This is a genomic window from Pseudomonas sp. TWRC1-2 (assembly GCF_049896685.1).
Taxonomy (GTDB): Bacteria; Pseudomonadota; Gammaproteobacteria; order Pseudomonadales; family Pseudomonadaceae; genus Aquipseudomonas.
On record NZ_JAFCUU010000001.1, the window covers coordinates 625,325 to 649,398 of the forward strand.

The 24,074-nt window shown below is 59.0% G+C and carries 34 protein-coding genes; 11 read left to right on the forward strand and 23 right to left on the reverse strand.

The genetic code is table 11. The annotated features are described in order from the left end of the window. Window positions 1–3 precede the first annotated feature (3 nt). The 23 genes from ACP7B3_RS02750 to ACP7B3_RS02860 form a co-directional block, all read right to left on the reverse strand. A complete protein-coding gene (locus ACP7B3_RS02750; protein WP_426177696.1) occupies window positions 4–1,428 on the reverse strand; it encodes a phage tail protein in 1,425 nt (474 codons plus the stop codon). After that, a complete protein-coding gene (locus tag ACP7B3_RS02755; protein WP_099236022.1) occupies window positions 1,425–2,114 on the reverse strand; it encodes a phage tail protein I in 690 nt (229 codons plus the stop codon). The genes ACP7B3_RS02750 and ACP7B3_RS02755 overlap by 4 nt, the downstream gene beginning before the upstream one ends. A 1-nt stretch (window position 2,115) precedes the next feature. Beyond that, on the reverse strand, window positions 2,116–2,997 hold the full coding sequence (locus tag ACP7B3_RS02760) for a baseplate assembly protein (RefSeq protein ID WP_426177698.1): 882 nt from the start codon (window positions 2,995–2,997) through the stop codon (window positions 2,116–2,118). After that, entirely contained in the window at window positions 2,994–3,320 is a 327-nt protein-coding gene (locus ACP7B3_RS02765; RefSeq protein WP_426177700.1) for a GPW/gp25 family protein, read from the reverse strand. Before ACP7B3_RS02765 ends, ACP7B3_RS02760 begins: the two co-directional genes overlap by 4 nt. Before the next feature lie 4 nt (window positions 3,321–3,324). After that, complete coding sequence (locus ACP7B3_RS02770) at window positions 3,325–3,603, reverse strand: hypothetical protein (RefSeq protein ID WP_426177702.1); 279 nt, start codon at window positions 3,601–3,603, stop codon at window positions 3,325–3,327. A gap of 56 nt (window positions 3,604–3,659) precedes the next feature. After that, entirely contained in the window at window positions 3,660–4,226 is a 567-nt protein-coding gene (locus ACP7B3_RS02775; RefSeq protein WP_426177704.1) for a phage baseplate assembly protein V, read from the reverse strand. Then, window positions 4,223–4,738, reverse strand: a complete 516-nt coding sequence (locus tag ACP7B3_RS02780; RefSeq protein ID WP_426177706.1) for a hypothetical protein — start codon at window positions 4,736–4,738, stop codon at window positions 4,223–4,225. Before ACP7B3_RS02780 ends, ACP7B3_RS02775 begins: the two co-directional genes overlap by 4 nt. Further along, window positions 4,738–5,397, reverse strand: coding sequence for a hypothetical protein (locus tag ACP7B3_RS02785; protein WP_426177708.1), 660 nt, complete (start codon window positions 5,395–5,397; stop codon window positions 4,738–4,740). The genes ACP7B3_RS02780 and ACP7B3_RS02785 overlap by 1 nt, the downstream gene beginning before the upstream one ends. Continuing rightward, window positions 5,394–5,714 carry a head-tail joining protein gene (locus tag ACP7B3_RS02790; protein WP_124369982.1) on the reverse strand — a complete coding sequence of 107 codons (321 nt, stop codon included), beginning with the start codon at window positions 5,712–5,714 and terminating at the stop codon, window positions 5,394–5,396. The genes ACP7B3_RS02785 and ACP7B3_RS02790 overlap by 4 nt, the downstream gene beginning before the upstream one ends. 2 nt (window positions 5,715–5,716) lie before the next feature. Next, on the reverse strand, window positions 5,717–6,712 hold the full coding sequence (locus ACP7B3_RS02795) for a major capsid protein (protein WP_426178093.1): 996 nt from the start codon (window positions 6,710–6,712) through the stop codon (window positions 5,717–5,719). A 62-nt stretch (window positions 6,713–6,774) separates the two neighbouring features. Next, window positions 6,775–7,098, reverse strand: a complete 324-nt coding sequence (locus ACP7B3_RS02800; RefSeq protein ID WP_426178095.1) for a head decoration protein — start codon at window positions 7,096–7,098, stop codon at window positions 6,775–6,777. Window positions 7,099–7,109: 11 nt separating this feature from the next. Beyond that, window positions 7,110–8,252 carry a head maturation protease, ClpP-related gene (locus ACP7B3_RS02805; protein WP_426177710.1) on the reverse strand — a complete coding sequence of 381 codons (1,143 nt, stop codon included), beginning with the start codon at window positions 8,250–8,252 and terminating at the stop codon, window positions 7,110–7,112. After that, window positions 8,249–9,730 (reverse strand): phage portal protein, encoded by a 1,482-nt coding sequence (locus tag ACP7B3_RS02810; RefSeq protein ID WP_426177712.1) that lies wholly within the window; start codon window positions 9,728–9,730, stop codon window positions 8,249–8,251. Before ACP7B3_RS02810 ends, ACP7B3_RS02805 begins: the two co-directional genes overlap by 4 nt. Further along, entirely contained in the window at window positions 9,730–9,936 is a 207-nt protein-coding gene (locus tag ACP7B3_RS02815; RefSeq protein WP_056783432.1) for a phage head-tail joining protein, read from the reverse strand. The genes ACP7B3_RS02810 and ACP7B3_RS02815 overlap by 1 nt, the downstream gene beginning before the upstream one ends. Before the next feature lies 1 nt (window position 9,937). Continuing rightward, the gene (locus tag ACP7B3_RS02820; protein ID WP_426177715.1) at window positions 9,938–11,938 is read right to left on the reverse strand and encodes a phage terminase large subunit family protein; all 2,001 of its coding nucleotides are present in this window, start codon (window positions 11,936–11,938) and stop codon (window positions 9,938–9,940) included. Window positions 11,939–11,941: 3 nt separating this feature from the next. Continuing rightward, a complete protein-coding gene (locus tag ACP7B3_RS02825; RefSeq protein WP_426177717.1) occupies window positions 11,942–12,547 on the reverse strand; it encodes a terminase small subunit in 606 nt (201 codons plus the stop codon). A gap of 245 nt (window positions 12,548–12,792) precedes the next feature. Beyond that, a complete protein-coding gene (locus tag ACP7B3_RS02830) occupies window positions 12,793–13,293 on the reverse strand; it encodes a hypothetical protein (protein WP_069023711.1) in 501 nt (166 codons plus the stop codon). A gap of 37 nt (window positions 13,294–13,330) precedes the next feature. Next, entirely contained in the window at window positions 13,331–13,675 is a 345-nt protein-coding gene (locus tag ACP7B3_RS02835) for a phage holin family protein (protein WP_047541828.1), read from the reverse strand. A 259-nt stretch (window positions 13,676–13,934) separates the two neighbouring features. Further along, entirely contained in the window at window positions 13,935–14,423 is a 489-nt protein-coding gene (locus tag ACP7B3_RS02840) for a hypothetical protein (protein WP_426177719.1), read from the reverse strand. Between the two features lie 328 nt (window positions 14,424–14,751). After that, a complete protein-coding gene (locus tag ACP7B3_RS02845; protein WP_426177721.1) occupies window positions 14,752–17,442 on the reverse strand; it encodes a bifunctional DNA primase/polymerase in 2,691 nt (896 codons plus the stop codon). Further along, on the reverse strand, window positions 17,439–17,705 hold the full coding sequence (locus ACP7B3_RS02850) for a TraR/DksA C4-type zinc finger protein (RefSeq protein WP_426177723.1): 267 nt from the start codon (window positions 17,703–17,705) through the stop codon (window positions 17,439–17,441). The genes ACP7B3_RS02845 and ACP7B3_RS02850 overlap by 4 nt, the downstream gene beginning before the upstream one ends. After that, window positions 17,635–18,123 (reverse strand): phage regulatory CII family protein, encoded by a 489-nt coding sequence (locus ACP7B3_RS02855; protein WP_069023708.1) that lies wholly within the window; start codon window positions 18,121–18,123, stop codon window positions 17,635–17,637. The genes ACP7B3_RS02850 and ACP7B3_RS02855 overlap by 71 nt, the downstream gene beginning before the upstream one ends. Window positions 18,124–18,262: 139 nt before the next feature. Then, window positions 18,263–18,595: a hypothetical protein gene (locus tag ACP7B3_RS02860; RefSeq protein WP_426177725.1), complete on the reverse strand. Its 333-nt coding sequence runs from the start codon at window positions 18,593–18,595 to the stop codon at window positions 18,263–18,265. Window positions 18,596–18,598: 3 nt separating this feature from the next. On the opposite strand from ACP7B3_RS02860, the gene ACP7B3_RS02865 reads away from it, so the two are divergent. From ACP7B3_RS02865 to ACP7B3_RS02915, 11 genes are all read left to right on the forward strand, one after another. After that, the gene (locus ACP7B3_RS02865; protein ID WP_426177727.1) at window positions 18,599–19,243 is read left to right on the forward strand and encodes a helix-turn-helix domain-containing protein; all 645 of its coding nucleotides are present in this window, start codon (window positions 18,599–18,601) and stop codon (window positions 19,241–19,243) included. A 136-nt stretch (window positions 19,244–19,379) separates the two neighbouring features. After that, window positions 19,380–19,580, forward strand: coding sequence for a hypothetical protein (locus ACP7B3_RS02870; RefSeq protein WP_426177729.1), 201 nt, complete (start codon window positions 19,380–19,382; stop codon window positions 19,578–19,580). After that, window positions 19,577–20,158 (forward strand): deoxynucleotide monophosphate kinase, encoded by a 582-nt coding sequence (locus ACP7B3_RS02875; protein WP_426177731.1) that lies wholly within the window; start codon window positions 19,577–19,579, stop codon window positions 20,156–20,158. Before ACP7B3_RS02870 ends, ACP7B3_RS02875 begins: the two co-directional genes overlap by 4 nt. A 10-nt stretch (window positions 20,159–20,168) precedes the next feature. Continuing rightward, entirely contained in the window at window positions 20,169–20,444 is a 276-nt protein-coding gene (locus ACP7B3_RS02880) for a hypothetical protein (protein WP_426177733.1), read from the forward strand. Further along, on the forward strand, window positions 20,441–20,818 hold the full coding sequence (locus ACP7B3_RS02885) for a hypothetical protein (RefSeq protein WP_124417594.1): 378 nt from the start codon (window positions 20,441–20,443) through the stop codon (window positions 20,816–20,818). The genes ACP7B3_RS02880 and ACP7B3_RS02885 overlap by 4 nt, the downstream gene beginning before the upstream one ends. Then, entirely contained in the window at window positions 20,815–21,057 is a 243-nt protein-coding gene (locus ACP7B3_RS02890) for a pyocin activator PrtN family protein (protein ID WP_025856656.1), read from the forward strand. Before ACP7B3_RS02885 ends, ACP7B3_RS02890 begins: the two co-directional genes overlap by 4 nt. A 54-nt stretch (window positions 21,058–21,111) precedes the next feature. Next, on the forward strand, window positions 21,112–21,459 hold the full coding sequence (locus ACP7B3_RS02895) for a hypothetical protein (RefSeq protein WP_426177736.1): 348 nt from the start codon (window positions 21,112–21,114) through the stop codon (window positions 21,457–21,459). Between the two features lie 51 nt (window positions 21,460–21,510). Next, window positions 21,511–22,332 (forward strand): YfdQ family protein, encoded by an 822-nt coding sequence (locus ACP7B3_RS02900; RefSeq protein ID WP_426177738.1) that lies wholly within the window; start codon window positions 21,511–21,513, stop codon window positions 22,330–22,332. 76 nt (window positions 22,333–22,408) lie between these two features. Next, window positions 22,409–22,753, forward strand: a complete 345-nt coding sequence (locus ACP7B3_RS02905; RefSeq protein WP_426177740.1) for a hypothetical protein — start codon at window positions 22,409–22,411, stop codon at window positions 22,751–22,753. Between the two features lie 2 nt (window positions 22,754–22,755). Next, window positions 22,756–22,992, forward strand: a complete 237-nt coding sequence (locus tag ACP7B3_RS02910) for a DUF4224 domain-containing protein (RefSeq protein WP_124418880.1) — start codon at window positions 22,756–22,758, stop codon at window positions 22,990–22,992. A 3-nt stretch (window positions 22,993–22,995) separates the two neighbouring features. After that, window positions 22,996–24,060 carry a tyrosine-type recombinase/integrase gene (locus tag ACP7B3_RS02915; protein ID WP_426177742.1) on the forward strand — a complete coding sequence of 355 codons (1,065 nt, stop codon included), beginning with the start codon at window positions 22,996–22,998 and terminating at the stop codon, window positions 24,058–24,060. Window positions 24,061–24,074: the final 14 nt, after the last annotated feature.

The following is a 24,074-nucleotide window of genomic DNA, read 5'->3' on the forward strand; positions in this document are numbered from 1 at the left end:
TCCTTATTTTCCGAGTGCGCGCCAGTACAAGACTTGTGGCACGGTTGCTGAGCTGGTGACTACACCCCGCTCTTTACCTCGCGCCTCCCCCCCCACGTACCCTACCGGACTACTAGAGGCGGCCGCGATGAAGTGAAAACACGCAGTGGGGAACGCCAGCGGAAAAGTCACCGTGACCGGTTCGTTAGCCCCCGTCGTGGTGATTTCCCCCCATTGCTCAATCAAACCACTTGGCAGAAACTGGTACCCAGGCGTTGCCAGCGAAGCGCTGAACATCTTTGAAGTCTTCAGCGTTTCACTGCCGCAGTGCCCACGCCAGACGCTGCCCTCGCGAACCACAATCACGTCGCCGCCTGGCGAGAACGTGTAAGGGGTCGGCACCGCGAGGTTGTTCATGGCGAACTGATCGCCATTGGCAGTAGCGAGCTTAGAGGTGGTCGACGTCGGACCTGCTGACAGCAAATAGGCCGTGCCTTCTGGCACAGAGGTTGTCAGCGGCAACGTGGCCACCACCCCGGCCGCCAACTCAATACGCATCCCCCGTTCATCAACTGTCAGGGCGCGACTCTGCGCCACGGTGCGGCTACCGGCAAAATTGCCCATCAAGCCAGCCAGGATGTTACGAAAGCTCAACGCGGTATTGCCCAGCACAATTGGCGCATCCGTCACTAACTGCCACTGAGTGTCAGCATTGACCGTGCCCCGCTCAACGCTGACCAGCAATGCCGGCGTTACTTTGTCGCTGGTATCAGCGTCGACAGTGCGAACCCAACTATCAGCGCTGACCAGGTACAGGCCGTTATCCTTCGGCTGGTCTTGATTCTTCACCAGCACGCGAGAGCCAGCGGGAGCGGCCAAGCCATCAATCACTTGCACACCGGCCAGCACCATTGGCCCCGTCGTGGCCACCAACACTGATTGCTTGGTGTCCAGCCGGTTGACTGCATTGCTGACCGAGTCGTCGACGTATTTGCGTGTCGCCAGGACCACGGCCGGGTCAATGGTCAGCACGATGTTACTTGCGCTGCTCACCACAAAATTCATGCGCAGCGTTTGCGTGCGCCCTGAGCCTTGGGAGAGCTTTGGCTTGAAGCTAGGGGCACAGTTGGCAATGGCCACCAGGTCACCGTCTGCATCAAACAGCCCCAGCTCCCGCACCCAGAAACCGCCCTCGTCGGCAGGAATAACCTGCTCGGCGACCAAGATGGCCGGGTTAGCAGGATCGGGAGCCAGCGAGTTCAAAGGAGCGCGGCGCCGCTCGTTGATCAACACCTTTTGCATGCGGTCTGGCAATGGATCGAGGCCATTGGCATCACCCACCGCCATGTGGGTGATTTTCCACGTCAGCAAACCTGCATCGGCCTTGACCTGCTTGGCCTCCCCGGCCGCAGTCAGGATGGCGTAGAACTTTGAATTGGCATCAATCATGGATATACGTCCAAAAAGTCTATGGAATGTTCGCGGGCAGATACCCCGGTAACGCAGTCAACCGAGATAACGCCGCTTGAAGGCGGGTAAATATCCAGCGCGTCAATGGAATGCTCACGCCCTGCGCCGCCGATAACGCCTGTGACTTCAATGTCCTGCAATACAGGCGGATAAACATCAATCTCGTCGCCGTCATACACACCGGCAAAAACATTGATGCCGCCGGTGGTTTCCAGGCTGATGGCCAGCCCCGTCAGTTTCCGGCTGACGGGCTTGGCGTCATCAATAAGCCGCTCCAGCTCCTGATACATTTCCTCGGTGATACCGGTGTCCAACACACCAACCTTCAGCGCAAAGGTGCCTGGCACCCCTTCGGGCTTCATGTTGAACCACTCGATAATCTCGATCAGGTAACCCAGGGGCTCGACCACGCGGCGCAGCGCGCCGATGGTCCCCTTGTGGGCATGGATGTAGTAAGAGGCCTTAATGGCCGCCCGCTTGACCGCCTCCGGCCATCGGTAGTCCCAGCGATCCACCGACCACGCCCAGGCCAGGTGCGGCAGCAAATGCACCGGGCAGGTATCCGCGTTGTAGAGGTCGCGCAGCGGGACAATCGTTTTCTCAAAAAACGTCGCCTCCATGGCGCGTTCCAGTTGCGTGCTGTTGATCGGCAGTAGGCTTTTCATATCAGCCCGCCAGCGTCACGGTGTAGCCCGTGCAGTACGCCGCCTGAGCCTTGGTCGGGGACAAGTCCTGCCAGCCGACTAGCTCAACCCGGGAAACGCCGGCAACGTGCAACTGAGCGTCTACGCCGGAGCGTGCGACCTCAACGCCCAGCCGTTTGCGCGGGTTGATCCAGGCCGCCAACCGACTCTTTGCCTCGGCCAAACTGGCATCCGCTTCGGGACCGGCGCCGGTCATGTGCAGAATTGCCTGAATTTGGTAAGGGATCACCTGGGCGCTCTGCACGGTCACCCGATCACACACCGGCCGCACATTGTCGTCATTCAGTGCGGCGGCCACGGTGGCCAGCAGCTCCGGTGGCGCCACGCCCTGCCCCTCCAAACCCAGCACCGTTACGGTAACGTAACAAGGCGCCGGACTTTCGGCCGTGGCGTCCGCGACCAACCCCGAGGCGTTACGCGCATGCAGGATGTAGCTGTTTCGCGGGCCGGCCGTGGTCAGCCCCTCATAGGCCAACTGGATGCGCTCACGAAACGGGTCGTCATCCTCCATGACCTCAGGCACCGGTGGCACCGCCAGCAGATCCTCGGCCTGAATGACCAGGCGCTTTACATTGACGTTGGCCCCCAGGTGATCGAGGTCGCCGCGTATGGCATGTGCCAGCAACACCGCTTTGCCAGCGTCATTAACCCGGGCACGGTTGCCAACCTTGATGTATGCGCCAACCTCCAGCACCTTGACCACCGGATCGCTTTCAAGCGCGGCAGTCCAGTTGCCGCCCATATAACCGCGAAACACCGCCAGCCCTTCCTGATAAACCTCTTCGAAGTCCAGCGGCTCCAACACGGTCGGCGCCGGCAACGACGACAGATCCACGATACTCATGCGGCCACCTCCAGCGTGACGCCATCGCCCAGGTACTGCCCGACGACTTTCAGGTTGATTTGCCCGCCGACAACGGAAATGACTCGTACCTGATCCAGTTTCATGCGCGGCTCCCAGCGCCCCAAGGCGCGGGCGACCTCGGCCTGTACAGCGCTTTTCCAGCCTTCATTAACGGGCAAGTCAACGAACCGCCGGAGATGGCTGCCGTAGTCCGGCCGATGCCGGCGACTGCCCAATGGCGTGCCCAAAATATCGGGTACGCTTTGGCGCAAATGCGCGATGCCGGAAATGGGTTGGCCGGTATGGCGGTCCATTCCGATCATTGAATTACTCCTGCAATTGCTCAAGCTCTGGATGCGCTTTCAAAAACGCATATTGATCATCGCCGCAAGCGGTAACACGACTGGCAACGACAGGCAGCTGAATGCCGCTTGGCATGATCAAGGTGCGCGAGGTGAAAACCTTGTCGCGAAAAACGCGCGCGGGGCCAATGGATTCAACCGAGCCAGCAGGAACAGGAAGAGCCACCGGCGCTGCTTTCAATTCCGGCACTACAACAACTTCGCTGACGGCCGCAGATTCGCCGTCAACCCTTGACTTACTCATAAGGCAAACTCCAGATATGAAAAAGCCCACACTGGGTGGGCTCTTGTAAGTTGAGATTAATGCGTGTGGTGGTTGCTGTTGCCACCCGCGTCGATAATCGCGCCGGCACTGGTGATGCCCTTCGTAACGTGTAACGCACCGTCGATGGTCACCGCCGCTTTGAGGTTGATGTTGCCGGTGGTCACGTTCACGGCGCTGTCCGTGATGACCGCCTCGGTGCTGGCGACTTTTATGGTTACCGTGCCGGTGGGCAGATTGATGCTGTAGCTCTTGGCTTGCCAGTCGTAGATCAGCGAACCGCCATCATCAAACCGCCAGACTTCCACATGATCGCGGTTATCCGGCGGAGGGCCGGCATTGCCGTACAAGCCCGAAATGAACGTGCCCTGTGACACATCACCGCTGGCACTGACCAATGTCCCCTGCTCGCCCAGAGACGGAGCCCTCCAATGCCTGGCCTTGCCGGCAGCGATGCTGTGCCAACGCACCCAGGCGCTAGTCCATTCGCCGTCGGAAACCCGACATACCGGCGGAGATGCAGTCAAGTCGACCGCCACCACAAAACAATCTTTGACCACTCCCGCGAGCATGCGGTCATGCTGGGCGCTGGCATAGCTACTCATATGGCCGCCGCCGGCACAAAGTCCTCTTTGAAATCGTCGTTAAACCCGAACAACAGCGAACCCGGGGGCTGATCAGGCCAAGGCCATTCCTCGGGGCCGAGGTACACCTGCTGCGTCCACTCCACCAGCCAGACCGTGTAACCATCCAGCATGGGCTGAGTCCAATCTTGCACGGCCTGGACGAACTCGGCCGGTTCGACTTCTAGCCCCCAGGTCTGCGCCCGCAGTAGAACGGCGAGCTGGGTTGCCAGATGCACCGCTTGCTGCTGATGACGAGGACTGATCGGGTCAACAATGATGCGTGCCTCAAACTTGCACACCAAAGTGGTTTCGCCAGTGCCGATATCTGCACCTGGCTCAATCTCAGCCAGCTCTAGGAACACCGCTGGCAACGAGACCCGGTCTTGAATATTCGGCCAGACGCTTACAGCCTGAACCCCGGCCAAATGGGTAGCCAGGTGTTGCTCGACCGCTTGGTACAAGTGGCTCAGGCTAAAAGGTTCGTCAGCCATTACCCGCTCCTCTTGAGGTATTTTTGTATCTCAAAGTTGAGTTCCTGTCTCAGTATCTCCAGTAAGCGTTCATCGGCCTTTTGTACCCAACTTTCAAAGTGGGGACGGGCTTGCTCCAATGACACTTTTGCCTTGGCCAACGGAAAGCGGCTGCCATGTTCGGCGACCCATCCCGAACTCGCACCGCGACCGGGTGACACCGTGCTATCGGGATAGTCATCCGCGTTGAAATGCTTGCTCGCGGTACGAATCCAGATGTCGGCTTTGTCGCCGTAGACCTTTTTCAAGAAGGCGCCCTGGTAACGCCGGCCGGCGACCGAAACGCCGGTACCGGTCTGCCTTGCGCGGCCGATCCGGCTGGATTCGATGGCATTCAAACCGAACCACAGCTTGCCGCTTGCAGCCCCACCGGACACCGGGTAACTACGCAACCGCTGACGCACCGCCGCGACGGCAATGCGCTCCTGACGACTGACCGCCCGGGCGATGTGCGTGCGCAGCCAACCGAGGGTCTTGTTGATTGCTCGACGTTGCGCTGTGGCCGCCGCCTTCGGCACCACCTTGGCGAAGTCCTGAAACGCTTGCAGATCGGCGGCCGATGACTGGATGGAGATCATCCCGCCACCAGACGAGGGTTTTAAGTAGCTACCGATACTCATGGGCGTAACCTCAAGATCAAGGCAACCAGGCCGTCGCCGCTCGGTTCCAGCTGCAGCAAGTCGTAATCGCCGCCGCCGTCCAAGGCGGGCAAGTCGACGCTGACCAGCAGCCCGCGTTTCAAGCCTTCCGAATCGCTGACGCGGATCTCAAACCGAGGCTCACGCAAGCCGGTGTTGAGCTTGCCGAGCTTCGGCTGCAACCAAGGCGCGGCAAACATACCAAGCACCGGCTCTTCGCGGCCCTCAATCCGTGCGCTATCGCCCAGTGTTTCGAAGACCACCTCGTCGATGTCGTCAATCAGATCGCGGAAGGCCACGGTCACATTTCCAGCAGAATCTGCGCCAACGGCCGCGTGCAAATATGCAACGGGTTGGACTGCGCTTCCCCAGCTACCCCCTTGTTGAAGGGCAGCGGCTCGATCTTGCTGTAGTACGGAATGCCTTCGGTGTTGACCGTTTCCATGTAGTCGGCCGGCGCGAACGTCGAGATGTACAGATCTGGCACGCCTTCGGGAATCAACAATGCCTTGTCATCGTGGATGAAAGAAACACCGGCCACCTTGCCGCGATATCGCTCCCAGACAATCCCGCCGAACTCGAAGCTTTCACGGGCATCGCCGCGCAGAGAAGCGGCTTGAATGGTGTTGAGGTACGTTAATTTTACCGATTCGTGGGAGACCAGCGAGTTCCAGAAGTTTTTCCCGCAGAGCGCACGGGAGCCGGAACTGGTGATACTACCCAGCGCGTCTTCCTGCAGATCGAGAGCCTCTCCGGCACGGACTCGCAGCTCTGTCTTAGGATCGTTCAACCCCATCGACAGCCTTTTGCGGGTGACGCCAAACGTCTTGTAGATATCCAGCAGAACAGTCTTACCGTCTGCATCAAGCACCTGACCGTTCAGAGCGCCCATGCGTTGAAATTCGTGAGTGGCGTCTAACTGGCGGCGTGCTTTTGCCAGGCGCTTGTTGACCACATCTTGCACCGCCTGCAGTTCACTTCGGGTACCGAAGGCGCGAATACCTTGAATCTCGTCGGCCTTGATAGTGAAGCGCTGTGGCAAGTGCACGGTGTTAAACGGGATCATGTGACGCTTGGATCCAGCCACTACCAGGCCCGAGGTACCACGCTCGCCGGCTGGCACCAGCGCAAGGGTGTCGCCATCTTTCTCGATCTGCACGGTCAGCGTGCTGATGCCCTCTTCGCGGAACAGGCCAAGACTGCTGATGCGGCCCGGCAGGTATTCCTGCTCATTGATTGCAGCGGTCAGCGAGGAGACGCTGAATGCATCGTCTTCAAAAATGGCGATATCGGCAATGGGGTACTCTCCAGAAACGAAAAATCCCGCACTCGGCGGGATGGATAAATGAGGTGAACGTCTTAACGGACGATCACGAAATGGGCGGCCAAGGCCTTTTCGGCTGCGGGGTCGAGGCCGGTCAAATGGACTTCGCTGACTTCGGCCTGACGCACGATGGCGCGGCCGCGACGAACCACATCAGACTGCCCCAGCGGGCCGTAGAGGATCGCGATGGCGTTTTCAGATCCGTCCTCAGCTGTCGGCTGATAGGGTGCAAACTCGCCCGTAGCGGTCACCCGCCCAAGGATCTGGCCCGGCTCCAACGCCGGCCCGGCGGCGACGTTGATCGCTTCGCGTGAGATGGTGCCGGGGCCTTCGGAAAGCAGGAACTCGCCCGCGTGCATCGATTCGATTTTCACGTTCTTACTCCTTTCGAGGTTCCGTTCTGCGCTGCCTGCCGGCTTGCCCAGATTGAATTACTGTCGACCTGTTTGGCCTTTACAGTGGGTGCAGGATCATTGTCCAGCGGCAGGCTGTTGTTGATTTCAAAACCGCCACCGCTGCCTACCAGCTTGTCAAACAGGCGCGCTCTGACTGCAGCTTCATCCAGGCCAGCGGCCAGGAACTCGCCGGTCAGTTCCGGCAATCGTGCCGCGACACAGAGGCCGTGCAGTGCTTTCGCTTTGGTCAGCGCCGCCGTGACTACCGCTTCGCTTTCCAGCTTCGTCGAAGCGAGTATCGGGTCCACCAGGTTGCTGATGCCTGCCGCCGCACAACCCTTGGTGACCATCAACGCCAATCCGGCCGCGTCCAGTACGGGTTCTGGATCCGGAAGGTTTACAGGATCAGTCGGCTCAACATCCGGCTCTTCGTCCAACTGGGCCAGCAATTCAGCCGGGGCATTCTGGTAGCGCTGCAACACACTGCCCTGTCCAAGACAGGCGCTAACCTTGAGGCCATCGCCGACTTCATCAGCCAGGCCCAGTGCCACCGCTTCGTTGGCCGTGAGCCAGGTTTCAGCATTGACCATGCGCCGCAGCTCGGCTTCGTCGATGTCCGGCGCCTTGGCCTTGTAGGCCGCGATGATCGCTTCCAGGGTCTGGTCCAGCACGTCGGCGACACGCCGGAAGTCCTCGGCATCACCACCGGTAAAGGTGTAGGGGTTGTGGATCATCAACATGGCATTGGCTGCGATCACCACTCGGTGAGCGCCGCACACTGCGACACTGGCCGCGCTCGCCGCCAGGGCATCAATGCGCCCGGTACAGCGCTCGCCCAGTCGCGACAATGCGTTATGGATCGCCAAGCCGTCGAACAGATCGCCGCCGATGCTGTTGAACGCAACGGTCACAGGCGACACCCCGTCATCCATGGCGCGCAGATCCTGCACGAACTGATTGGCGGTAACGCCCCAGGCGCCGATCTCGCCGTAAACAAAGATCTCGATGCTGCGTTGCTCAGCCTCTCCGCTGGCCTGGAAGGTATACCAGCTCTTATCGGCGACCTTGACCTGCTTACCGGCCTTGTCATAAACGCGGGGTTTCGTTTTTTTGCTCATGGTTGTTCCTTGTCATCGATGACCTCGATGGCTTCAAGAGTCGAATAGTTGAGTCCAAGGTCCGTGGCCCTGGCGAGATCAGCGGCGTTTTCCGTGTCGACCGTTTCCGCGTCGTAGCCGGTACGCAGCACCATCTCGCTACGCGAGGCAAAGCCCGCTCGTACCTCCATCTGCCGCGCCTGTACGTCCTGCACCGGCTGAATGTAGGCCCAGCCTTGAGGCACCCAACGTGTACGCAGGTATTCCCGCCGACGTTGCGCGTAGTCCTCCAGCACCAGCGCGCCGGACAGCACTGCCATGTCCATCCAGGCGGCACGCACCGGGCGACAGAGCTGATGCACGTAAACGCCGAATTGCAGCTGCTCCAGGCGTCGCCGGAACTCGTTGAGCACCACCCGCAGTGCCCGGTCGTTGACCTCGCGCATATCACCGGTAAGGATCTCGTAGGGCGTGCCCGAACCCGCCGCCGCCGCCATCAGTTGCTGCCGCATGAAGTCCGGGTAGTTGTTGCCGGCGTCCGGTGGCTTGGAGAATTCCACCTCTTCACCTGGTCCCAGCTCCTGCATGGTGCCAGGCTCCAGCGCGACCATTGGGGTGAAGCCGTCGCGGTCTGTGACCAGCAGCTCTCCGGTCACCGGGTTGCGCGCTTGCGGTCCGGCCTCAGGTGCAGGACGCTTGATGAAGCCGGCAAAGAGGTTTGCTACTTCCTGGCGGAACAACACCGCGTCATCGTAGTTATCCAGACTTCGCAGGCGTTTCAACACCGGGGACAAGCGCGGTACACCGCGCAGTTGCCCTGGCTCCATCGGTTCGAAGATATGCAGCACCTGCGCCGCCGGTACCCGCACCAACTGGTTGTAACCGACGTTTAACGACGATGAATCACGTGGGTGCGACAAATACATCCAGTACGCCACACGCTTGCCGCCCGGATTGAACTCGATCCCGGCGCGAATCACGTTGCCGTTTTTGGCTGTTTCGAACTTGTCGTGCGGGACAAACTCAGGTGCCAGCGCCTGCAGCTGCAGCGGCACCGCTAAGCCCTCACTGAGGCTGCGCGGCCGCAACCGCACGAAGCACTCACCGGCCGTTTCAACGGTGCGCGCTACCAGGGCCTGCATGCCGTAGAAGTCGGTCAGCTCATCGGCGTCCGCTTCGTCAACCCAGTCGTCCCACAACTGCTGCTGGAGTTTGCGCAGTGCAGCGTCATCCGTGGTCGGCCTGGGCGTGATGCCGGTGCCGATCAGGTTGCTGACGCGCTTGTCGATGACATTGAAGGCGTACGGGTCATTGCGCACCGCCGCCCGTGAACGCGCCCGCAAGTTACGCAGGGCCGGAGTGTTGATGCTGTTGATGCCGTTGTCGGTGGCTTCCCAACTGGCCGAGCGTCGGCCCTCACCCGCGCCTTCGTAACTGGCCTTGATGTTCGACGGCAGCAAGAATCCATTACGGGTCAGCGTCGGATAGTGTCGTGCCATTAGAGTCCTTTGCCTCCATGCATGAGGCGAACCACACGAGAGCGAGGTCCGGCAGCGTTGGTCAGTGACGTGCGGATCTCGTCGCGGGCCTTGAGCAGTTCGTCGATGGATCGGTATTCCACCGTACGGTCGCTGTAACGCACGGTTTTTTCACCGCGTGCGATGGCGCGCTCGATGGCTTCGAGGTGCTTGGGAGTAAATGACATATCAGCGTCTCTTCAGGTAACCGCTGGTGGAGCTGCGGCGTTGTGGGGGTGCAGCGGGTCGGGGTTGGGCGACAGGGGCAACGGGTTGCGGCGTCACTTGCGGTGTCGCGGGAGCCTGCTCAGCAACCGTGATACGTTCCGCGGCGACCACCTTTTCATCGAACAAACCGGCCTGGGCCAACGAGTTACGTACCCGGTCCCAGTCGTGTTCCTGATACCGGTTGATTCCGAGGTAATGCGCCATAGCCAGGCAATACACCATCAAATCGAGGGCTTCGTTGCGCTCGGCCTTGCCCTTGATCCACTCGATGCGCTTGTGACCCCGCACGTACTTGGCGACCTTGCGCTCGGCCACGCACTGGGCGAAAAACTCGTCCGGCAGATCGTTGGCAAAGTGCAGTGCGCCGGGTCCGGATTCAAACGGGTAGCGGTTGTAGATCCAATCCTTTGCAGTGTCGGTACCGACAAACCACAGCTCGGCGCCGCCGCGTTCGGTCTGGCCCTTCCAGGTCACATCGACCATGGACGGCCGCTGAGCGATTACCGGCTTACCGGGCTTGCTCGCGCCCTTAATGGCGAAGATGTTGCGCCAGCGCCGCACGCGGCAGAACTGGTAGACCTCGTCGGTGTGATGACCACCGGAGTCGACCGCAACCGCGAGAATGCCCAAGGCGACACCGCACGGATGCCGGTACCGCTCTTTCAGTAGCTCATCCAGCACCGCCCAGGTGCGTTCGTCCGAGGGGTCGCCCGCGATCACACGGTGATCGATGACCCAGCGCTCCATGCCGACGCCCCAGCCCATTGCCATGAACTCCAAGCGATCAGCCTGCACGTCAACAGCGCCCGTGATCATCATCACGGCTGCGGGCATCGCACCGAGGGAGAAGCCTTCCCGGCGCGCCCGCTCGATCAGCACCGATGCCTTGGTTTGCTCTTGCGCGCTGTCCCACACCTTAGCCAGACGGGTGTTGTAGAACACCTGCATGGGCTCAAGGTCGCCCTTGGCCTGTGCCTTTTTCGCCTTCTCGAATTGCTTCGCCAGCGACTTCCAGCCTGTCCAACCCAACGGTGAATACAGTGCGTTGAGGTGGAAGCCGACCGTCTCTCCATCGCCCTTGGCGTGGGCACGCCACTCACCACGGGCGAGCATGTCGCCCTTGTGATGCTCCTCGATAAGCACGTCGCAGTCAGGCCCGGCGCACTCATAATGCACGACGCTGAAGTCCTGGGAGTAATGCAACCGCTCCCACTCCAGGGTTTGCATGTGCCCGCACGTTGGGCACGGCACGTAGTAGTAACGCTGGTCACTACCCTCGAACAGATCGTCGATGCGCGAGGCGCCTTTGATCGTCGGCGAACTGGAGAAGTAGAACTTGGCATTACGCCCGAAGGTACTGCCCCGCGTTTCCGCCAGTTCGATGGGGTCGCCCTCTTCGCCTACGTCGACTTCCCAGCGGTCAATCTCATCGCCGTACACGTAGCGCGCCGACAGCTCGGCCAAGTTGGCCGCAGAGCCGGCTGTGGTGACGTACAGCGAGCCGCCCTCGAACTCCTTGGTGTCCATGGTATTGCGCGAATCCCGCGAGCGGCTCGCCGCCACACGTTCGCGCAGCACCGGGGTGGCCTTGATGGTCTTGCCGATCCGCGACGACACCCGCTTTGCCAAGCCCAGGCTGGGCAGCAGTGTGAGAATGTTCGACGGCACCATGTGGATCAGCGCGCCGATCCAGTTCAAGGCGATCTGGGTTTTCATCAACTGCGAGGCGACCATGGTAACCACGCGCTTGCACGGGTGAGCCGGTGACAGGCAGCGCATCGGCTCGCGTGCGTAGGGCGTTCGCCCGGTGCGGTATTTACCAGGCTCGGCGGCGCCTGTATCACGCGGAATGCGCATGTACTCGTCGGCCCACTCGTCCACCCAGAGGCTGGGGTCTGGACGCAGCCCACGGAAATACGCCTCACGATACACCTCAGCGCCGTCAGGTTTTTCCGTTTGCATGGGTTAACTCGTAGTGATCAGATCGCGTTCAAGGTCAGCCGAAGACATGCGCTCGGCCTCTTCTAGGGACAGCCGCAGCGCCTTGGTCAGGTGCTGCTCAATCTCCCAAGGGTCGGACATCGCCGCCAGTTCGGGCGCTAGTTGCGGGGGCATGCTGAGCAACTGATCGCGCAGCATGCGTCCGGCGTTGTAAGCCCCGGTGGTGACTGCTTTCATCTCCACCAGCGAACCCTGCACCTTGTGAAACTCGGCTTCGGCCAGTTGGGCTAGGTAGTACTCGCGGTGTGCGCGGGCCTTCTGGAAGTCAGGCTGCCCGCTCTTCGCGCCAGCAGGCTGCGGCGGCGCAGCCGTGTTAGTCGGCTCGACCATGGGGGACAATTGGCTGTAAACGTCACGCTGGAGCCGGTCTTGCTGGTGTCGAGCCGCGACTGCGGCCTTGCTGGGGTCGGCGGTTTCGAGGATCAGCGCTTCTGTTGCCAGCACGTCGACCTTCTTGCTATCCGGCGACAGCACCAAGCGGTTGTTGTCTTTCAGCCAGGTGATGTAGCTCGGCGTCCTGCCGATGCGAACCGCGAAAGCGCTTTTAGACAGGAACAGTGGATCTGTCATAAGCCCTCCTTTTCAACGGCTTTTCAATGGAAACCTTTCAATTTCAATGGATTGAATTTCAGTAAGCTGGCGGGCCTGCCGCTAACGCTTTCCCGCGGGTTTCATGCCCCGTGTCCCTCGGATGCCTCCAGGGTCCCCGGCGATTTTCGGCGCCCCGAAACGGTGCATCATCCCTGCTCGCCACAGGGGGGGCGCTTCGTCGACACCAGCACGCGTGAAGGTCCGGGGTTCACAAAACCGAGTGCTTACGCAAATTCCCGGAGTGCCTCTTGCAGGCGTCTGGCTTTGACGATGGCTTCAGCATTACTTTCGCGCTCAGCCTCAACCGATAGAGCTACCTCTTCAATACGGCCAGCCAACGCCTTCATGCGCTTGCTGAACTCTTCCGAAAGACTCACCACCTCACCAGACAGTGCCGCCAGCACATCCAATGCGCCCTCAGGCTTCTTGATCGAAACAATGGTCTGCTTGGCTACCTGAGTCACGACTTGCTCCTTCTTTGGTTTTGGGGTGGCGGCATCACGCTGAAACTTTCCGGCTACTGGCTCGCGGATAAGACCGGCGTCTTTGAGCTCGCCAAGAGCACGGCGTATTGCAGGGGCTGTGGCACCAGTGGCTTTTGCTGCCTGAACGGCGGCGTGGATAGCGGGAACGCTCCAGCTCGTTTGGATCGGTACATAACCAAAGATTTTTTGAGCAATAGAAGATTGCCCTGCAAGCATCTGCTGCTGCCTGGATACATTCATTTCTGGACACCTGGTTAATAAATGGCTGGGGTGGGAGCTATTCAGAGCGATTCGATTCGGCGGACACTTCACTGACGCCCAGCCGCTTGGCGACCCAGCGTTCGTAAAGGCCGATGGCGACATCGGCGCCGGCCATCGCGGTCAGGCAACCCAAAGCGCCTGCCGTCCAGATCGACATGCCGGCGGCAATCATCAACATCATCGCGGTCACACCGCAGGCAATACAGGCACCGGATCGCAACGCGAGGCGGCGTAACAATGCCCAGCCCCGCGCCCCGTCCTTATCGGCTCGCCACATCTCCCCCGAAACACCGCCGACCAGGGCCAGAACGATTACTAACCAGATCGGCATCTCTGCCAGCGCTTGCTGCTCATTTGTCATGTTGTGCCTCAAGTGAAGGAGTGTGCCGAAAACAAAAAAGAAAACCCCGCCGGGGGGCAGGGTTTCAGTGTCATGACAAACGCCAGGACGGAGTGCACAGCACGTGCTCGGGGAGCGCCAAGGCGCAAATTCCATATCGTGGGGGCTTTTTACCCTGCTCCGGAAAAAACGAAAAGTGGTGTTTTTCGGTTGATACGCTCGACGCACCTTTGACTCACTTTGACGCAGCTTTGAGGCAATCCCTCCAGACGAGCGGCAGTCAGCAAGATCTCATGCGGACAACTGTTGACGCTCGAGTCAGATCAGTTTCCGGCGATTTAACGCGCATATTCCGTGCACGACCTGGCGCACTACGCACGGTTAAGATCACCTGTACCTGCTGATGCAAAGCGTGGACCCAGTTCCTATACGTCCGATCCGCGTCATCTCCCAAGCCCAACAATGGCAACTGAGAGCGTACCGACCACGCAGGCCGAGGCAAATAGCGATTACGCGCCAGTTTAGCGAGCAACGCCCCTTTTTCGGACTGCCGCTCCAGCTCCGCGAGGGCAGCCGCGACCTCCATTGCAGCGTGGTCCATCCCACCACCGGAGGCCATCATAAGATCGCGAGATCCCGGGGTTCCGCGAGGAGCAGAGCCGCCCCACTCCATGATCGTCGCCATGGGGCTGCCCAGTCCAACGCCATCACCTACTTGGTTGAACTGGTTACCCCAATGCTGCATGAGCTCTTCAATTTCTTCGATCATCACACCGCTCCCCTACCCAAAACCGAACCCGACACAAAAAACGCTATACCCCACACAAACCCAACACAACTAAAACCCTTTGAAATCAATAGCCTTAAATCAAATGTGTCGAGTGTGTTGGGTGTGTTGGGTTTAAGGGTTCTCGCATAAGAAAAAAATATTGCTGCCGTTTGTTCAAATAACGTCGCCCATGCGCATGCGCGACGCCAAACCCAACACACCCAGCACACAAACCTGAAAGCCGCGAAATAGAAGGGACGAAATTGTGTTGGGCATCTAAAACCAACCCAACACATACCCGACACACCCAACACACTTTTAGAAGGACTCATGCTGCAGCCGCCTTAATGTGGTCCCAGTTGTCGACGCTCCATCCCGCCAGGCGCGCCGCAGCCCGCCAAGCAACCACCGCTTTGCCCAGGTCGGCCGAGCTGAGTGATGGGGGCAGGGAAGCCTGCTCATCGCGGGGAAAGAAGAACGCCGCGAACTTGCGATTACTGCCATCCGTCCAGGGGATGGCGCGGGTCTTGTCCACCTCCGAGCTGATGAACAACGAGAACTTCGTCTGACTCATCACATGCTCTTTGTTGCGGTGGCACCACTCTAGGAACATTGCGTAAAGGTCAGTAGACAAACAGGCGCCCCACATATCACGCCCAAGCTCGCCGTATTGCCAGAGGAACAGGAAAGTCTGCCAACTGGCCCGACTCAGTGCCACCAACCGCTCACGCGCATCAGTGCTTGGCGGCCTGGTGCGCTGGTCGAAGCCGCCCAGGTCAACTGACAACAACCACGCGTACAGCGCCGCGACGCCGCCATTCTCCAGCTCTCGTCCTACTGCCTTCTGGCGCTCAACCGGAAGTGTTTTCATCGGCCAAAGCACCAACATTCGCCGGTCACTGGGCGCGATCGGCCAGGGCATAATCTCGTTGCTGAGGAACGCGGCGTTCATGTGGTTGGCTTCCTCCCAACCGTTGATGAACTTCGATTCCATGCGCACCGTCTTGCCGGTCACTAGGTGCTTGATCTTGCCCACCTGGTTATAACGCTGATCACGGCTCACGACCTCTTCGAACACCGCCCACAACTTGCGGCTTTGCCAGGCGTTGAAGTTGCTTTCGAGCTGAGTCTGTCCGACCGTAGCCGCGTACTGCCCATAGAGCAATCCGAAGGCATCGGCGAACAGCAGGCTTTTGCCCGAGCCCTCCATCGTCGAGTGCGCCAGCACCGCCGTATCCATCTTCGCGCCCAAGTGCTGCAACGGGTACGCCAACCACTTCACCAGCCAATCTCGTGACGACTGGTCGTGGTTGCACAGGAATGAAATCAACCACCGCAGGTTCTCGCACGCGGCATCATCGCGCGCCGGCTCCATTGGCAGACCGTCGAACGTGTTGATGTAAATGTTTGGATCCTTGGTCATCGTCGGGTCGAACACGATGTTTTCCACATCGACCACGCGCCGCTCCGGGCTGTTCAACCACATACCGTACATATCGCCGAGGGCCATCTTGACCGCGCCTTCAGCAACCCGCCGCTTCTTTTCCCGGTCCCAAACGTCCTTGGTACCATCGATGTACACGTACCGTTCAATCGGCTCCAGGTTCAGTACACCACCCTTCTTGCCAGCCATCTTGCGGGCTTGCTCGATCTCCTTGACCTTGTCATCCGAGATCAGCTTTTTGCTGGTATCGTCGACCCACTGTTTCGCCAATGGCTTGCCGACGCGAGCCTCAAAAGCGGTTTTCTTCATCACCCGCGCCTTGTCGAGATCCCACACTTGCGTGGTGCCTTCGACCAGCACGTAACGCCGCAGTACTTGTTCATAGGTCAGCACCTCCCCCGCCCCCCCATCAGCAGCAGGAGCTGCCTTACTTGCCGTCGCACTGGAGTCCTGCTCGCTGGCATCCGCCGATGGGGCCAGGGGAACATCTTGTGTGGCTGGGCGCGACGCATGCTGCATACCCAACATCCGGGCGGCTTCCTTCACCGCCTTCGACTGATCGCCATCGTGATCCAGCAGGCAAAACACCTCAAACGCGTCATTCTGGTGACCGTTGGCCAACGGATCCGCGCCATGGTGCGAATAGACCTTGCGGTCAGTGACCGTCACACCAGGTAGCCCGGTGCTGCTGTGTGGATACAGCCATTTGTTACCGCGCTTGATGTAATCGTGGGCACGCAACAGCTCTTCCACATCGTGGCATCGGTTGAATTCATCAATCACCGAGGGTTTGCCGTCAGCAGGTGGAGCACGCTTGATAGGTTTCGCGGCGGGCTTCTTCGGTTTCGGTGCCCAAGGGCACGCGGCCTCGGCGCTGCGTTTGAACACATCCCAATTTTGCCAAATGTTCAGCAACTCGTTGGTAAGCACCGGCAGACCATCTGCAGCATTCGGCGGCGTGCGCCAGGTGTACGGCTTGCCAGTGCCCGGGTGAATCGATGGCGGGAACACGTCCTGCACCAGGCCCGCACGAAGTTCAAACACCGTGAAGCGTTTGTATTCCTCAGCCTCGGCTTTCGCAGCAGCGTCGCCTGCAGCATTCCCCTGCTCTTTTGCCGCTTTCGCGCGAGCCATCAACCCCTTGTGAATCGACCCATCGGGGTCTTTCTCATTGGGCCAAGAAAGCGAGTGGCGCGTCAGCTCAATGTCATCCGGCATTTTAAACAGCACGCGGAACCGCAAAGGGTTGCCCACGATGGTCGGATAAACAACTGCCATGGCATCTAGATCGAGGCCCATCTGGTCGAACAATACAAACCGCGCCCACTGCACATCGTCCACGTCCAACGAGCAGACACGGCTAGGCCCGAGCACTACGCCCATGTTGTGATTTGGATTGCGCTGCCAGAATGTTTCGGCGGCAACCGGGTCGGTGATGTAACCGCCCGGCTTGTTCCAGCCCATGCCCTTCGGCGCTTTTTCGCCAGGGTCAATTGGGACCAGGGCAAGGCTAAAGGTTTCGATGTAGCGGCGAGCCCAGGACGATATCGCTGTGCTGGTGGATTGCTCGCTCATCGCCGCCGCTCCCGCAACCCCTGGCAACTGACGCAGGTAGCACAACCCTGGATCGTCTGCTGACGAAGTAACGGGATAGGCTCGTCGCAATCCTCACAGAATTGCGCGCTGAGGGAGCACGTTGGGCGTGGACGGCTCGCCAGTGCGAGCTGTCGGAAATGCTCAGCAGCATTGTTGGCGATATCGATATCATCAGACATTGTCAGTGCCCTCCATAGCCTTGCGCGCACCAGCCATGATGCCCAGCACCTCGCGGATAACATCCATGCCGCGCTGTTCCAGCAGGAGGACTTCGTGGGGTTCCCAGATGTTGTCGGCGGCGCCGTCGTGCATGCAGGCCACGAACTGGCCTGACTCCTCAAGCATCTTGCCGACGGCCTTCAACGCATCGGCAGTTGCCGGTACCGGAATTGGCTTGTACCAAACGGCACCCGCCGGCCTTACCAGGGCATCTAACAGGCAAGGATCGGCGGTCAGCCTGATCACCTCTTCCATTTCGTCAGGATCCAGCCAGCGCCGCTCTTCGTCGTGCTTGACCTTCTTCTGCAGGCTGTCGTAATCGAGCACCATGTCCAGCGCCAAAGCAGTCACGCCGCCCCGGTAATCATGGGCCGCGCGGTAGATCGCTTTGCGCAGAGAAAGAACCGGCCCAGTGGCCGGTGATTGATCTGTTCGACTCATAACCGTAAATACCTCTTTTACGGTCTAGCCATAGAAACGGGCACGCCCTATCCTACGACCACGACCGATATGCATGTGCTGTGTGTCGTCGTAGCCGGGCTGGGGGATCTTTGGTGAGAGGCCCCAGTCCGGCACCCTTTCAAGCTGCCAATTTCAAGCCAGCCGCTTCTTTTTCTTGGGAATAAAGGCTCTCAATAGCTTTTCCCGTTACATACCGAACATCCGCCCCCTTGGCTGCCCGATTAATTGTTGGCTGTGTCGTACCCACACGCTCTGCAATGACGCGCTGGGATAAACCAGTGCTCAGTAACTCCGCGAGCATTTGCTGAATAGTCATATCAATCACCGATGCGCTTTCGCATTGACCGCCACAATACACAAACGTATTGATCGATTCAATACACTTGACGATACGTTTCTGAATCAAGGCAGGAAAAAAGTGATTGGCGATCGCATTGCTCAGCGTATGCATGAGATGAATTTGTCCGAAGGCGAACTTGGCCGGCGCTCTGGCGTTCCCCAACCGACGATACATAGGATTGTGACCAACGCAGTTGCCAGCCCACGCCACCAAAACGTCGAAAAGATTGCAAAGGCTCTCAAGGTCAGCAGCAACTGGCTGTGGAAGGGGGGCGATCAATCAGACCAGGGGGCCAAACAAATTAATGGCGCCGCAGCCGAGGAGCATAATGTTGAGCCGGGCCCAACCATCAAGGGATATGTACCATTGATATCGTGGGTTCAAGCTGGGGCATGGTGCGAAATCACGGACGTTAAAACGCTCGATGATGCAGAGCTCTGGCTTCCCTGCGCCGCCTCTCACAGTAACCAAAGCTACGCTTTGCGTGTGAGGGGGCTATCTATGTTCAACCAACACGAGCGCCGCTCTTTCCGTGACGGCGATATAATTTTCGTCGACCCGGCGAAGGAGGCTGAAAATGGATCGCTTGTTATCGCAAAACTAGTCGAAAGCCAGGAAGCGACCTTCAAGCAGCTGGTAATGGAGGGAAGCAGACGCTTTTTAAAACCATTGAATCCTGCGTGGCCGGAGCCAATTATTGAGCTGGGCCAAGACGCCACGATTTGCGGGGTTGTATTCTCCAAGCTCGAAATTTTTTAAGTAGCTATCAGCACGAAGGCACGCTTGATGAGTGCCTTTTTTATGCCCAGCCTAAAATCAATTCAAATACGCATTGACTGAATCAATACGTATTTGTATCGTTTGCATAGTTACCTCTCACCAAAGAGTACGAACCATGCAAACGACACAGCACAGCAACACCCGCTGCCCGGTCTACCTTCACCCGGCGGCGGCAACCAGCCCCGCCGCCGTAGAACGCATCCAGCGCAACACCGGCCTTCTGGTCATCGTCAATCTGGGTCGCGCCACGATTGCTCCCGCCCCCACCGCCACCGCCAGCGATGACCTGGGCCCATGGGGAGGCGACGCAGCATGAGGCCTATTCTGATTGGCCTCACTGGCCGCGCCCGCTCCGGCAAGTCGACAGCCGCCGAACACCTGGTTGGCACTTACCTTCTGGAGCACTACGCATTCGCTGATCCGCTCCGCGATGGCTTGATGGCGATCTTCAACCTCGACCCTACCGACTTCGAAGGCGATCGCAAGGAGCAGCCACTGGCTTGGCTCGACCGCTCGCCACGTCAGCTGATGCAGTCGATGGGCACTGAGTGGGCACGCAACACCGTGCACCCAGATGTATGGGTAAAGCTCGCTGAACAAAACCTCGATTACATGACGAAGGCGCTGGGCGAGGTGCTGGGCTTCGTCATCAGCGACGTGCGCTTTGAAAACGAAGCGGACCTCATTCGTCGCCGCGGCGGCACGGTCATTCATATTTTTCGGGCCGATGCACCAGCCGTGAACCCTCACGTCAGCGAGGCCGGGGTAGCTGCTCATAAGGATGATCTAACGCTGACTAACTACGGCACGGTCGAGGAGTTCCTGCGCTCGCTGGATGAGGTGTTCCTGATGGTTCGCCGCATCCAGCAACACTCCGAACATCTCACAGCCTGAGGCCGCATCCATGAACCGCACCCTGGATCAAACCGCAGCTTTGCTCGGGCTCAAGCCCCGCGCCTTCCGCACCAGGTTGCGGGAACTTGGCGTGATCAACTCATCAGGCGACCTGGCCAGCGCCCACCGCGAGCGCGGCTACCTGTTTTCGGACGCTCGCGTGCGCTGGAATCCAACGATCGGCAAGCCCGCGCATTACGCCGTAGTGATGGTCAAGGAAGCCGGAGTTGAGTGGATCGCCAAGAAGCTGGACATCACTATCACCAACAAGGACGCAGCAGCATGAAGACGCCGAACGCCATCAACTCCGCTGTAGGCGCCCTGAAATTGGTGCCGATGTACCTCAACCACCCAACGGTAATCAGCCGCGCCACGTTGATCGGCGCCTCAGCCGAAGCCGTTGAACTGCTGGAGGCATTGCCCTGCGTGTCGGTCGAGCTGGCCGAAGTTTTCCGCTGTGTCGATGCAGTGATCTCCGAAGGCCAGGTCGCTTATGTGACGCCGGTGAAGTGCCCGGAATATCCCTACGGCGCCGTCGTTGCGGACGTCGAAGGCAACGTCCTGGCAGCGGCCAAGGGCAAAAGCAAAGAAGGTCTCGCCGAACTGATCCGCCTCAAGTTGGTGCCCCAAAAGGAGGGGCAAGGGGAGGATTCCGCGTGACAACCACTCTGGAACAACTCCGGCGCCAGTTCGCCACGCCGTGCCCAAGCTTGACCGCCGTGCGTGAACAGTACTTCACGCATATACGTACCGACCGTTACCTACTGAGCGAAATCAAGGCCGGTCGGATCGCGCTGGTGGTTAAGCGGCTGCACTGCTCGGCCCGCGCCAAGCCAGTTGTTTACCTCCACGACCTGGCCGATTACCTCGACGCCCAAGCAACGAAGCAAGCGGCCTGATTCAAACGGTAGCCCCTGCCGATCAGGGGCGACACAACCAATGAGGCACAGCACATGAACACCAAAGCACGTCCCTTTATGGACACCCTCCGCGACATTGAGGCCGGTGGCCTACTGGACGAACTCACCGAAGCCCAGCACAGCCTGATCGACGCCATCCGTATGACCGGCAAGGGCGGCGATCTAACCATCAAGCTCACCTACAAGCCTGATGGCTGCGGCCAGATGACCGTGAAGGCCGACGTTAAGACCAAAGAGCCCGTTCTGGCTCGCGGCACATCCCTGTTCTTCCTTACGCCCGAAGGCAACATCACCCGCCGCGACCCACGCCAGCAGGAAATCCCGCTGCGCAGTGTCGTGGAGGAGCCCGGGCCTGGCGCTTTGCGCCAGGCCAGTCAGTAACACCCGCCCCACCAACCTCTCACCAAATTTTCGCGCACTGGAGCACATCCAATGCAACAAGCCCTACAGCACCTGGTCACCCTGGCTCAGTCCCTCGGCAAACCAATGGAGGTCCCGGGCATACCTGCGCCGCTGGCACTCGTACCGAACGGGGTCAGCATCGAAAGCCTGGAACACCTGCTGCCCGCACCTTCACGCATCAAGCAGAAGCTCACCGTGCTCGATGCCGAGTCGTTCATCAGCTACGTGAATCGCTTTTCCACTCAGGCCACGGCAGTGTTTTGCAACGGCCCCGAAGGCCGGACTTTCACGGCAGTCATCGACTACCACGATCCGGCCACACCCGCGTGGCGCGATCATGAAGCGACGTATCGCTGCCCGACTACCGTTGAATGGGGCAACTGGAAGGAAAAGGATCGCAAGCGCATGGACCAGGCTACCTTCGCCGAATTCATCGAAGACAACGTGAAAGACATCACTCACCACCCCGAGCATGAGAACACCCCAAGCGCTGCCGACATGCTAGAAATCAGCCGCACCCTGGAAGCCAAGAAGAACATCACGTTCCGACAAGGCACTCGCCTTGACAACGGCCAGGTGCAATTGACCTACAACGAAGAGATCGACGGGCGCGCAGGCGAAGCTGGCCAGTTGCGTATCCCCGAAGAGTTCTTCATTGCGCTCAAGCCGTTCCTCGGCGGCGATACCTTCTGCGTGCCCGCCCGCTTCCGCTACCGCATTCAGGAAGGCCGCTTGGTCATGTGGTACGAACTGGTGCGCGCCGACAAGGTGCTCGAAGAAGCCTACAACACCGTGCGCGCCAAGATCGAAGGCGACATCATCAACGTGCCGCTCTATGAAGCCACGTTCTAACTAACTCCATGCAACACCCCGTCGCCGTCCTCTCACCAAAACTGTCCGGCGGCGGGCTCTAATGAGGCAACAGCACATGCAAATCGAAACTTACATCATCGTCGCCGGCCTGCTCGTAGGTTGGATTGCGACCGCGTTTTTCCTTATTAAAGCAAGCAAGAAAGCCTTCGCGCGCGGCTTTGATCGTGGCGCCAACCTGGCCCGCGAGCAGAATGCCGCATCGTCAGCCTGCACCCTTGAAGACCACGAACTGATGACGAATGTCACAACGTCACTGCGACTCGCTGTCGAAACTTGGCAAGCGTTCCAAGGCACAGAAATCATGGTCGGCAGGGTGAACAAACAGCGCATGCAGCTTAGCGCCTTTGCGGCGAAGATGTGGCTGGCGGCCTACCCTGCGCAACTGGATGCGGAGGCATGATGATGGAAGTCCAAAGCGAAACCCTTGCCGATGAAGAACTGGCGACCATCACCGGCTATCAGATCCCCTCCAAGCAGATCCAGTGGTTGACCGAAAACCACTGGGAATTTGTTCTGACAGGCGCTCGCCGCCCAATAGTTGGCCGGATTTATGCCCGAATGAAACTGTCAGGAGTCAAACCATCCGCTGTTAATACCGTGGCTGAAACATGGTCGCTCGACCTTGCAAAGGTGGGCTGACTGATGCGCCAGAGAAGTAAAGCCAATAGAGACCTGCCACCACGGATGATACGGCGCACCCGTAAGGGTAAGAGTGGAAAGACTTGGACATCGTATTACTACGACGGGAGAACTACCGACGGGAAGCGGAAGGAAATACCACTCGGAACAGACCTCGATCAGGCCAAAGTGGAATGGGCAAGACTGGAGCGCAAAACACCGCCTAAGCCTACCCATCTGATGAGCTATGTATTTGATCGCTACGAAAAGGAAATCATCCCAGGCAAGTCGATACGCACCCAATCCGACAACCGCAAGGAACTCAAGCAGCTAAGAAGAGCATTTGAGGGCGCCCCTATTGAGTCGATCACGCCTCAGGTAGTAGCGCAGTATCGTGACGCTAGGACAGCCAAGGTGAGGGCCAATCGTGAGATCGCCCTGCTCTCCCATGCATTTACCATTGCACGAGAATGGGGGCTGACTGACAAAGCAAACCCTTGCTTTGGCGTTCGCCGCAACAAGGAAAAGCCACGTGACTATTATGCCGGTGAAACCGTATGGAACGCGGTATACGCGGAAGCAGTACAGGAACTCAAGGACGCGATGGATCTGGCCTACCTGACCGGCCAACGTCCCGCTGATGTGCTCAAGGTTGCAGCCACCGACTTGAGCAATGGCTTTTTGCTGATTGGTCAGGGCAAGACCGAAAAACGTCTCCGTCTGCGCTTGGAAGATGACGGTATTCAATCCGGCCTGAGTACCTTTATCGACGACCTGCAAGAACGCAGAGCCGTCAATGGAATCCGCACGTCAACTTTGATAACAAATGCGTCTGGACTTCGAATGAGCCAGCAGATGTTGCGCAACAGGTGGGACGACGCAAGAGAGAAAGCTGCGATAAAAGCCGCCACTGATGGTGATCCCGCGCTGGCTACTAGCATTAGGCAGTTCCAGTTCAAGGATATCAGGCCGAAAGCCGCTAGCGAAATCGAGTTAGCTCATGCTAGCCGTCTGCTGGGCCACTCAACTGAAGAGATAACAAAGAGAGTTTATAGGCGAGTGGGTGAGGTAGTTAAGCCAACAAGATAATTTTGAACTTAGTA

Bases quoted from the DNA above. Each gene is read 5' to 3' on its own strand.
- ACP7B3_RS02860 (WP_426177725.1), bottom strand. From the start codon at position 18,595: ATGCATACGCTGAGCAATGCGATCGCCAATCACTTTTTTCCTGCCTTG.
- ACP7B3_RS02830 (WP_069023711.1), bottom strand. From the start codon at position 13,293: ATGAATGTATCCAGGCAGCAGCAGATGCTTGCAGGGCAATCTTCTATT.
- ACP7B3_RS02910 (WP_124418880.1), top strand. From the start codon at position 22,756: ATGGAAGTCCAAAGCGAAACCCTTGCCGATGAAGAACTGGCGACCATC.
- ACP7B3_RS02865 (WP_426177727.1), top strand. From the start codon at position 18,599: ATGAATTTGTCCGAAGGCGAACTTGGCCGGCGCTCTGGCGTTCCCCAA.
- ACP7B3_RS02825 (WP_426177717.1), bottom strand. From the start codon at position 12,547: ATGACAGATCCACTGTTCCTGTCTAAAAGCGCTTTCGCGGTTCGCATC.
- ACP7B3_RS02765 (WP_426177700.1), bottom strand. From the start codon at position 3,320: ATGATCGGAATGGACCGCCATACCGGCCAACCCATTTCCGGCATCGCG.
- ACP7B3_RS02800 (WP_426178095.1), bottom strand. From the start codon at position 7,098: ATGCACGCGGGCGAGTTCCTGCTTTCCGAAGGCCCCGGCACCATCTCA.
- ACP7B3_RS02805 (WP_426177710.1), bottom strand. From the start codon at position 8,252: ATGAGCAAAAAAACGAAACCCCGCGTTTATGACAAGGCCGGTAAGCAG.
- ACP7B3_RS02820 (WP_426177715.1), bottom strand. From the start codon at position 11,938: ATGCAAACGGAAAAACCTGACGGCGCTGAGGTGTATCGTGAGGCGTAT.
- ACP7B3_RS02770 (WP_426177702.1), bottom strand. From the start codon at position 3,603: ATGAGTAAGTCAAGGGTTGACGGCGAATCTGCGGCCGTCAGCGAAGTT.
- ACP7B3_RS02815 (WP_056783432.1), bottom strand. From the start codon at position 9,936: ATGTCATTTACTCCCAAGCACCTCGAAGCCATCGAGCGCGCCATCGCA.
- ACP7B3_RS02915 (WP_426177742.1), top strand. From the start codon at position 22,996: ATGCGCCAGAGAAGTAAAGCCAATAGAGACCTGCCACCACGGATGATA.
- ACP7B3_RS02840 (WP_426177719.1), bottom strand. From the start codon at position 14,423: ATGATCGAAGAAATTGAAGAGCTCATGCAGCATTGGGGTAACCAGTTC.
- ACP7B3_RS02755 (WP_099236022.1), bottom strand. From the start codon at position 2,114: ATGAAAAGCCTACTGCCGATCAACAGCACGCAACTGGAACGCGCCATG.
- ACP7B3_RS02835 (WP_047541828.1), bottom strand. From the start codon at position 13,675: ATGACAAATGAGCAGCAAGCGCTGGCAGAGATGCCGATCTGGTTAGTA.
- ACP7B3_RS02785 (WP_426177708.1), bottom strand. From the start codon at position 5,397: ATGAGTATCGGTAGCTACTTAAAACCCTCGTCTGGTGGCGGGATGATC.
- ACP7B3_RS02760 (WP_426177698.1), bottom strand. From the start codon at position 2,997: ATGAGTATCGTGGATCTGTCGTCGTTGCCGGCGCCGACCGTGTTGGAG.
- ACP7B3_RS02750 (WP_426177696.1), bottom strand. From the start codon at position 1,428: ATGATTGATGCCAATTCAAAGTTCTACGCCATCCTGACTGCGGCCGGG.
- ACP7B3_RS02810 (WP_426177712.1), bottom strand. From the start codon at position 9,730: ATGGCACGACACTATCCGACGCTGACCCGTAATGGATTCTTGCTGCCG.
- ACP7B3_RS02875 (WP_426177731.1), top strand. From the start codon at position 19,577: ATGAGGCCTATTCTGATTGGCCTCACTGGCCGCGCCCGCTCCGGCAAG.
- ACP7B3_RS02895 (WP_426177736.1), top strand. From the start codon at position 21,112: ATGAACACCAAAGCACGTCCCTTTATGGACACCCTCCGCGACATTGAG.
- ACP7B3_RS02900 (WP_426177738.1), top strand. From the start codon at position 21,511: ATGCAACAAGCCCTACAGCACCTGGTCACCCTGGCTCAGTCCCTCGGC.
- ACP7B3_RS02775 (WP_426177704.1), bottom strand. From the start codon at position 4,226: ATGAGTAGCTATGCCAGCGCCCAGCATGACCGCATGCTCGCGGGAGTG.
- ACP7B3_RS02855 (WP_069023708.1), bottom strand. From the start codon at position 18,123: ATGAGTCGAACAGATCAATCACCGGCCACTGGGCCGGTTCTTTCTCTG.
- ACP7B3_RS02880 (WP_426177733.1), top strand. From the start codon at position 20,169: ATGAACCGCACCCTGGATCAAACCGCAGCTTTGCTCGGGCTCAAGCCC.
- ACP7B3_RS02870 (WP_426177729.1), top strand. From the start codon at position 19,380: ATGCAAACGACACAGCACAGCAACACCCGCTGCCCGGTCTACCTTCAC.
- ACP7B3_RS02885 (WP_124417594.1), top strand. From the start codon at position 20,441: ATGAAGACGCCGAACGCCATCAACTCCGCTGTAGGCGCCCTGAAATTG.
- ACP7B3_RS02845 (WP_426177721.1), bottom strand. From the start codon at position 17,442: ATGAGCGAGCAATCCACCAGCACAGCGATATCGTCCTGGGCTCGCCGC.
- ACP7B3_RS02905 (WP_426177740.1), top strand. From the start codon at position 22,409: ATGCAAATCGAAACTTACATCATCGTCGCCGGCCTGCTCGTAGGTTGG.
- ACP7B3_RS02850 (WP_426177723.1), bottom strand. From the start codon at position 17,705: ATGTTATCCGCGAGGTGCTGGGCATCATGGCTGGTGCGCGCAAGGCTA.
- ACP7B3_RS02780 (WP_426177706.1), bottom strand. From the start codon at position 4,738: ATGGCTGACGAACCTTTTAGCCTGAGCCACTTGTACCAAGCGGTCGAG.